Annotated in this window: 2 protein-coding genes; both read left to right on the forward strand. The window is 66.9% G+C overall.

Features of this window, described 5'->3' with window-relative positions:
* Positions 1 to 6,558, forward strand: a 6,558-nt coding sequence (locus JK363_RS40650) for an SDR family NAD(P)-dependent oxidoreductase (RefSeq protein ID WP_372444957.1), incomplete at its 5' end; no start/stop codon positions are given.
* An 88-nt stretch (positions 6,559 to 6,646) separates the two neighbouring features.
* The coding region (locus JK363_RS40655; RefSeq protein ID WP_443726318.1) for a type I polyketide synthase at positions 6,647 to 9,499 on the forward strand (2,853 nt) is incomplete at its 3' end.

A 9,499-nucleotide genomic window follows, 5' to 3' on the forward strand; every position in this document is an offset into this window, starting at 1 on the left:
TTGGACGCGATTCCGGCGGATGTGCCGCTTCGGGGTGTTGTGCATGCCGCGGGTGTGCTCGATGACGGCCTGATCGCGGACCTGACTCCTGAGCGGTTGGGTCGGGTGTTGGCGGTGAAGGCGGAGTCGGCGGTGCATTTGCATGAGCTGACTCGCGACAGTGAGCTGCATGCTTTCGTTCTGTTCTCTTCCTTTGCTGGTGTGGTGGGGAATGCGGGGCAGGCGGCGTATGCGGCGGCGAACAGTGTGTTGGATGGGATTGCGGTGTCGCGGCGGGTGCAGGGTTTGCCGGCGGTGTCGTTGGCGTGGGGTATGTGGGAGCAGGCCGAGGGCATGGGCGGTCGGCTCAGTGACGCCGATGTGGCTCGGATGCGCAGGCAGGGTTTCCCGCCCCTGTCCACTGAGGATGGGCTTGCCCTGCTTGATATCGCTCTGCGTGTGAACGAGCCGGTGGCGGTGCCGGTCGCTCTGCGGACCCAGGCGCTCGCCACTGTCCGTGATGGGCTGCCCAGTGTGCTGCGCGGGTTGGTCCCAGCTGCGCAGCATGTTCCGCAGCGGCGTGCCGTCGGCCAGGGTGCTGCCGGGGGTGACGGGGCTTTGGCTCGTCGCATGCAGGGGCTGCCCGCGGCCGAGCAGGAGCGGATGCTGCTCGATCTTGTCCAGACCCAGGTCGCTGCGGTTCTGGGTCATTCCTCCCCGTCCGAGATCGATCCGGGTCGAGCGTTCAAGGACCTCGGGTTCGACTCGCTGACCGCGGTCGATCTACGCAACCGGCTCACCACCGCGACAGCCCTGCGGTTGCCCGCGACGCTCATCTTCGACCACCCCACGCCCTCGGTGTTGGCGGACTACCTGCGTAGGCAGGTCGTTCTGGACGCGGAGACAGCGCAAGGTGCGTCGGCTGCTTCTGCTGTGGGGAAGGCGGCGACGGGGCCAACGATGGCAGGGCATGACGATCCCATCGCCATCGTCGGTATGGGGTGCCGGTTCCCCGGGGGAGTAACCTCACCGCAGGTGTTGTGGGAGCTGGTCACTTCGGCTCGTGACGGGTACACCTCGCTGCCTACTGACCGCGGTTGGGATGTGCGGACGCTGTCCGAAACGACAGGTGCCACGATGGGTGGCTTTCTGTCGGATGCGGCGGGGTTCGATGCGGAGTTGTTCGGGATTTCGCCGCGTGAGGCGTTGGCGATGGATCCGCAGCAGCGGTTGCTGCTGGAGACCGCATGGGAGGCGTTGGAACGGGCCGGGATTGACCCGTCGTCGTTGCGCGGTTCGGCGGCGGGTGTGTTTGCTGGGGTGTCGGCGAATGGGTACGGCGGTCACCTGCATGAGCCGGAGGGAGAGACGGAGGGCTATCTCCTGACCGGCAGCACCACCAGTGTCGCTTCGGGGCGGGTTGCCTATGCCCTCGGGCTGGAGGGTCCGGCGGTGTCGGTGGATACCGCGTGTTCGTCGGCTCTGGTGGCGCTGCATCTGGCGTGTCAGGCATTGCGCGCTGGCGAGTGCACGATGGCGCTGGCTGGTGGGGCGACGGTGATGGCCACGCCGGGCATTTTCCTGGAGTTTGCCCGTCAGGGAGGTCTGGCTGCCGACGGTCGGTGTAAGTCGTTTGCGGAGGTGGCGGATGGTACGGGGTGGGCTGAGGGTGCTGGGGTGCTGGTGCTGGAGCGTCTGTCGGATGCTCAGCGGCAGGGGCATCGGGTGTTGGCGCTGGTGCGCGGCAGCGCCGTCAACCAGGACGGTGCGTCGAACGGGCTGACTGCGCCGAATGGTCCGTCGCAGCAGCGGGTTATTCGGCAGGCTTTGTCGAACGCGGGTCTGTCCCCGTCGGATGTGGATGCGGTCGAGGCGCATGGTACGGGTACGCGGTTGGGTGATCCGATCGAGGCGCAGGCGCTGCTGGCGACCTATGGGCAGGGGCGTGAGGGCCGGGACCCGTTGTGGCTGGGGTCCATCAAGTCGAACATCGGGCATGCCCAGGCTGCCGCCGGTGTCGCAGGTGTGATCAAGATGGTGATGGCGCTGCGGGAGCAGCAGCTGCCGAAGTCACTGCACGCTGATGAGCGTTCGTCGCAGGTGGATTGGGAGTCCGGCGCTGTCGAGCTCCTGGCGGAGTCGCGTGGGTGGCCGCGGCGTGTGGAGGGTGTGCGTCGGGCGGGTGTGTCTTCGTTCGGGATCAGTGGGACGAATGCGCACGTGATCATTGAGGAGGCTCCCGCAGTAGAGCCGGTGGTTGTCGAGGAGCGGCCTTCGGCGGACTTGCCAGTGGTGCCGTGGGTCCTGTCCGGCCGGACGTCGGAAGCGTTGCGTGCGCAGGCTGAGCAGCTGGTGGCTTTCCTGGACGGGCAAAAGGCTGTCGGTCCTGTCGAGACGGTTGATGTGGGTGCATCCCTGGTTGCTACGCGTGCGGTGCTCGATCACCGCGCGGTCGTGATGGGAACCGATCGGGATGCTCTCCGTGCTGGGCTGCGGGATGTGGCTGACGCTGCTGAGAATGTGGTGTCGGGTGTGGCGGTGACTGAGGGCCGTACGGCCTGGATGTTCACCGGGCAGGGCAGTCAGCGGGTGGGGATGGGCCGTGAGTTGTATGGCCAGTTCCCTGTCTTCGCTCGGGCGTTGGATGAGGTGTGCGGTCATCTGGATGGGGTTCTTGAGAGGGTTGTGGGGTTTGGTGTGCCGGTGCGGGAGGTGTTGTTCGCGGCGGAGGGCTCCGATGAGGCTGGGCTGCTGGACCGTACGGGGTATGCGCAGACGGGGTTGTTTGCGGTGCAGGTGGCGTTGGTGGAGCTGCTGCGCTTCTGGGGCATGAGCCCCGACGTCGTACTGGGGCATTCGGTTGGTGAGTTCGTTGCTGCGTATGTGGCGGGTGTGTTTGGTGTGGAGGATGCCGCCCGGTTGGTGGCGGGGCGTGCGCGGTTGATGCAGGCGCTGCCGGAGGGCGGTGCGATGGTAGCCATCGAGGCCGGCGAGGCCGAGGTCACGGAGATCCTGGGTGGCCTGCCGGACGGTTCGCGGGTGGGGATCGCGGCCGTTAACGGGCCGAGGGCGGTTGTGGTTTCCGGTGACGAGCATGCCGTCGAGCAGGTCATGGTCGTTGCGCGGGAGCGGGACTGTCGGGTGTCGCGGTTGCGGGTGAGTAATGCGTTCCACTCGGCGTTGATGGAGCCGATGCTGGCGGAGTTTGCTGAGGTCGCGGCGACTGTTGGTTACCGGCAGCCGAGCATCACAGCTGTCAGTACGGTGTCTGGTCGGCGGCTTGGTGAGGGTGAGTGGACGACGCCGGAATACTGGGTGCGTCAGGTCCGCGAGCCGGTCCGCTTCCATGATGCGCTGAAGACCGCGACCGTGGAGCAGGGTGTGTCCCGGCTGTTGGAGGTGGGTCCGGATCCGGTGCTGACGAGCCTGGCACAGTCCGGGTCGGATGCCGTGGTGTCTGTCTGTGTGCTGCGGAAGGGGCGGGCTGATGCTGAAACCCTGCTGACGGCGGTGGCTGAGCTGTTTGTGTGTGGCACGGTGGTCGATTGGGGTTCGGTGTTCGCTGGGTGTGGTGCGCGGCCAGTGGAGTTGCCGACGTATGCGTTCCAGCGTCAGCGGTTCTGGTTGGAGGGTTCGCGGCCGGTTACCGATGCGCGGGGTTTGGGGTTGGGTGCGGCGGAGCATCCGTTGCTGGGCGCCGCGGTGGTCGTGGCGGGTTCGGATGCGCTGTTGCTGACGTCGCGGCTGTCCGTTCAGTCGCACCCGTGGCTCGCTGATCATGTGGTGGCCGGTTCGGTGGTGGTTCCGGGCACGGCGTTCGTTGAGCTGGCAGTACAGGCCGCTGACCTGGCTGGCTGCGTCCGTGTCGAGGAGTTGACGCTCCAGGCGCCGTTGGTCCTTCCGCAGGACGGCGCCGTCGACATGCAGATCAGCGTCGATGCTTCGGAGCATGAGGACGGGCAGCGTGCGGTGAGGATCTACTCCCGTGCGGAGGATGCCGGTGCTGATGAGCCGTGGATGTTGCATGCCACTGGAGTGCTGACGGTGATGGCTGAGCGTGGGGCCGTGGAGTGGGACCTGCGGTCGTGGCCGCCAGCGGGTGCGGAGTCTGTTTCGCTGGAGGGGCTGTACGAGGGGCTGTCTGGAGCCGGGTTGGCTTATGGTCCGGCGTTCCGGGGTTTGCGTGAGGTCTGGAAGCGGGGCGAGGACCTGTTTGTGGAGGCGGGCCTGCCGGAGCAGATTGTCGGTGAGGGTGGTGCATTTGGCCTGCATCCGGCGCTGCTCGACTGTGTCCTGCATGCGTTGGGACTGCGGAGTGGATCCGGTGAGGGTGCGCTGCTGCCGTTCTTGTGGTCGGGCGTGTCGCTGTCAGCGGTGGGAGCGCGCGCAGTACGGGCACACCTGTCGTCGCACGGATCCGGCACGTACGGACTCCGGGTGGCCGACACCACGGGTGACCCGGTGGCCGAGATCGACTCATTGCTTCTGCGACCGATGTCGGCGGCCGATCTGGCCGCTGCCGGTTCTGCGGGAGACAAGCTGTTCCGACTGGAGTGGATCCTCGCGGACGCAAGTGAAGCCGGATCGGGCGAGTCGAGTGGGCCAGGCGACCTGGCCATCCTGACCGCTGCCGCTCCGCAGGTCCCGGATGAGTGGGGGATGGGGGGTGTGGCGGCGTATGCGGATGTGGCGGGTCTTGTTGCGGCTTTGGATGAGGGTGGTGATGTTCCGGGGAGTGTGCTGCTGCCGGTGGGTAATTCTGGTGATCTCCTGGGTGGGGTTGCTGGTGTGCTGGCTTTGATGCAGGCATGGCTGGCTGAGGAGCGTTTGGCTGGGTCGCGTCTGGTGGTGTCGACCACGGGCGCGGTCGTGGTGAGTGCTGCCGTCGGCTCTGAGGGCCCGGATCTGACGGGTGCGGGTGTGTGGGGTCTGGTGCGCTCTGCGGTCAGTGAGCATCCAGGCCGCTTTGTGCTGGCTGACGTGGATGGGGAGAGGTCGTCGTACCGGGCTTTGGCCGGGGGGTTGGCTGAGTTGGTCGCGCAGGGGGAGAGTCAGGTCGCGGTGCGGGAGGGGCGGGTCTTGCTGCCTCGCGTCCGGCGCCTTCCGCTCGACGCAGTGGCGGGGCCCTCGGTTGCAGCGGCAGACGTGCATGTGGATGGGGCCGATGAGGTCGGCCGGGAGGGTGCCCTAACGACGCCGGTACCGACCGAGCGCCGGGGCGCGTGGCCGGAGTCGGGCACGGTCCTGGTGACCGGTGGTACGGGTGGTCTGGGTGCGGTGGTGGCCCGGCACCTGGTCGCGGAGCATGGGGTGCGGGATCTGCTGCTCATATCCCGGCGGGGCATTGACGCTCCCGGCGCTGCTGCGCTTGAGGAGGAGCTGACCGGGCTCGGTGCCCGTGTGACCGTTGCGGCGTGTGACGTCAGTGATCGTGAGGCTGTGGCGGGTGTGCTGGAGGCGATTCCGGTGGATGTGCCGCTTCGGGGTGTTGTGCATGCGGCGGGTGTGCTTGATGACGGCTTGGTCTCGGATCTGACGTCTGAGCGGTTGGCGCGTGTACTGGTGGCGAAGGCGGAGTCGGCGGTGCATTTGCATGAGCTGACTCGCGATCGTGAGCTGGATGCTTTCGTTCTGTTCTCTTCCTTTGCCGGTGTGGTGGGGAATGCGGGGCAGGCGGCGTATGCGGCGGCTAATGCGGTGTTGGATGGGCTTGCGGTGTCGCGGCGGGTGCAGGGTTTGCCGGCGGTGTCGTTGGCGTGGGGTATGTGGGAGCAGGCCGAAGGCATGGGTGGCCGGCTCAGTGACGCCGATGTGGCCCGCCTGCGCAGGCAGGGTTTCCCGCCCCTGTCCACTGAGGACGCTCTTGTGCTGCTAGACACTGCCCTGCGTGTCAACGAGCCGGTGGTGTTGCCGGTGGCGCTGCGGTTGAGTGTGCTGGCTGGTCGGCGGGATGTGTTGCCCAGGGTGTTGGACGGTCTGCTGCCTGTTGTCCGGCAGCGGCGCACGGCTGGTGAAGCCGTGGTGGACGGTGGTGGGGGCCTGGCGCGCCGGCTGGAGGGTCTGTCACCAGCTGAGCAGGACGGGATGGTGCTTGAGGTGGTGCAGAACTCCGTCGCAGTGGTGCTCGGCCATGCCAATCCCGGTTCGATCGACCCGAGCCGGGCGTTCAAGGATCTCGGTTTCGATTCACTGACCGCGGTGGATCTGCGTAACCGGCTCATTGCCGCCACTGCCTTGCAATTGCCCGCCACACTCATCTTCGACCACCCCACGATCCTGTCCCTGCGCGACCACCTCCGGGCTGAGCTGGCTCCCCAGGACGACGGTGGTACCGGATTCCTGTTCGGGGAGCTGGAGAAAATCCAGACCGTCCTGGCCGAGACGGTGCCCGCTGACGAGGCCGTACGCGCCGAAATCGGCACCCGGCTGAAGAATCTGCTGGCTGTCTGGTCCGCCGAGACCCACGGGGCCGGCGGAGTCAGCGCAGGGCTCGATGGCCAGTCAGACCACGACGCGATCGACGACGCGACCGACGACGAGCTGTTCTCTCTGGTGGACGACAAGCCTTGGGCGAACTGAGCCCCTGCAATACCGGCTTCCGCTCTGACTGAAGGATTAGAAACGCATGGCGAACGAAGAGAAGCTCCGGGATTACCTCAAGCGCGCGATCGCAGATGCTCGGGATGCTCACCTTCGTCTCCGCGAAGCCGAGGCCAAAGACCACGAGCCGATCGCGATTGTGGGGATGGGGTGCCGCTATCCGGGCGGGGTGACGTCCCCCGAGGGCTTGTGGGAGCTCGTGTCCTCCGGCGGGGACGGGGTCACTTCGTTCCCCACAGACCGCGGTTGGGATATCGAGAACCTCTTCGACCCCAACCCGGACACCGAACGCGTGGGCACGTCCTACGTACGCGAGGGCGGCTTTCTTCACGACGCGGCCGAATTCGACGCGGAGCTGTTCGGGATTTCGCCGCGGGAGGCGTTGGCGATGGATCCGCAGCAGCGTCTGCTGCTGGAGACGTCCTGGGAGGCCCTGGAGCGCGCCGGAATCAACCCGCACTCGTTGAGCGGCTCGGCCACGGGTGTGTTCGCGGGCCTGATGTATCACGACTACGCGTCACGGCTGGAAGGCGTGCCGGACGGCGTCGAGGGCTACCTCGCCAACGGCAATGCGGGCAGTGTCTTCTCCGGCCGGATTGCCTATGTGTTCGGGTTCGAAGGGCCCGCGGTGACCGTAGACACCGCATGCTCGTCATCGCTGGTCTCCCTGCACCTCGCCTGCCATGCGCTGCGTGCACGGGAGTGCACAATGGCACTCGCGGGCGGTGTCACCGTGATGGCCAGTCCCTCCACATTCGTGGAGTTCTCCCGGCAACGGGGCCTCGCTGCCGACGGCCGCTGCAAGTCCTTCGCCGATGCCGCCGACGGTACCGGCTGGGCCGAAGGCGCCGGTGTGCTTGTACTGGAGCGGCTGTCTGACGCACAGCGGCTGGGCCACCAGGTACTCGCCGTCGTCCGCGGGAGTGCGGTCAACCAGGACGGTGCGTCGAACGGCCTGACTGCGCCGAATGGTCCCTCGCAGCAGCGCGTGATACGCCAAGCGTTGCAGGCCGCGCAGATCACGGCGGCCGACGTGGACGCCGTTGAAGGGCATGGCACAGGAACCCGGCTCGGCGACCCCATCGAGGCCCAGGCGCTGCTTGCGACCTACGGCCAGGGGCGTGCAGGAGCCGAACCACTGTGGCTGGGCTCGGTGAAGTCGAACATCGGGCACACCCAGGCCGCCGCCGGTGTCGCTGGAATCATCAAGATGGTGATGGCGCTGCGCGTCGGCGCACTTCCCCGGACAATCCACGCGGACCAGCCGTCCTCGCAGGTGAACTGGGATGCTGGCGCAGTACGCCTGCTGACCGAGGAACGCCCCTGGTCCCGAGGCGGACATCCGCGCCGAGCAGGAATTTCTTCGTTCGGTATCAGCGGCACCAATGCCCACATCATTCTTGAGGAATCCCCGGTCACCACTGACGGTAGCGATGAGTCCGGGACCGAGGCCGGTACCGGGACCAAGGCCGAGTCTGAACCTGGAGCCGAGAGTGAGGCGCAGGTTACGGCTGACCTGCCGGTGGTGCCGTGGGTGTTGTCGGGGCGGAGTGCGGGGGCGCTTGCGGCGCAGGCTGAGCGGCTGGTGGCCTTCGTTGAGGGGAGGCTTGAGTGCTCGCCGGTGGATGTGGGTGTGTCGTTGGCGACGGGGCGGGCTGTGCTGGAGCACCGTGCCGTGGTCCTGGGCGAAGACCGTGGAGCGTTGCTGGCCGGGTTGGTCGGCATGGCCGATGGTCATGAAGTGATATCCGGGATGGCGGCTGAGGGCCGTACCGGCTGGATGTTCACCGGGCAGGGCAGTCAGCGGGTGGGGATGGGCCGTGAGTTGTACGGAGAGTTCCCTGTCTTCGCTCGGGCCTTGGATGAGGTGTGCGGTCATCTGGATGCGGCGCTTGAGGGTGTTGTGGGGTTTGGTGTGCCGGTGCGGCAGGTGTTGTTCGCGGGGGAGGGGTCTGCTGATGCGGTGTTGTTGGATCGTACGGGGTATGCGCAGACGGGGTTGTTTGCGGTGCAGGTTGCGTTGGTGGAGTTGCTGCGTTCCTGGGGTGTGAGTCCGGATGTGGTGTTGGGGCATTCGGTTGGTGAGTTCGTTGCGGCGTATGTGGCGGGTGTGTTTGGTGTGGAGGATGCCGCCCGGTTGGTGGCGGGGCGTGCGCGGTTGATGCAGGCGCTGCCGGAGGGTGGCGCGATGGCAGCCATCGAAGCTGGCGAGGCCGAGGTCGCGGAGATTCTGGGCGGTTTGCCGGATGGTTCGCGGGTGGGGATCGCGGCGGTCAACGGGCCGACGGCGGTCGTCGTCTCTGGTGACGAGGATGCTGTCGAGCAGGTAATGGCGGTTGCGCGGGAGCAGGATCGCCGGGTGTCGCGGCTGCGGGTGAGTCATGCGTTCCACTCAGCGTTGATGGAGCCGATGCTGGCGGAGTTTGCTGAGGTGGCGGCGAGTGTTGGTTACCGGCAGGCGGTGCTTCCCGCGGTCAGTACAGTCACCGGCCAGCGGCTTGGTGAGGGCGAGTGGACGACGCCGGAGTACTGGGTGCGTCAGGTCCGGGAGCCGGTGCGTTTCCACGATGCTCTTGCAGCTGTCACGGACGGGCAGGGTGTGTCCCGGCTGTTGGAGGTTGGTCCGGATCCGGTGCTGACGAGCCTCGCGCAGTCCGGGTCGGAGTCGTTGAGCGCTGCGGCGGCGGTGCTGCGTAAGGGGCGGGATGAGGCTGCGACGGTACTGACGGCGGTGGCTGAGCTGTTTGTGCGTGGCACGGTGGTTGACTGGGGTTCGGTGTTTGCTGGGTGTGGTGGGCGGCTGGTGGAGTTGCCGACGTATGCGTTCCAGCGTCAGCGGTTCTGGTTGGAGGGTTCGCGGCCGGTTACTGATGTGCGTGGTTTGGGGTTGGGTGCGGCGGAGCATCCGTTGCTGGGTGCT

It is taken from the genome of Streptomyces coffeae, assembly GCF_016741875.1.
In the GTDB taxonomy this organism is placed as follows: domain Bacteria; phylum Actinomycetota; class Actinomycetes; order Streptomycetales; family Streptomycetaceae; genus Streptomyces; species Streptomyces coffeae.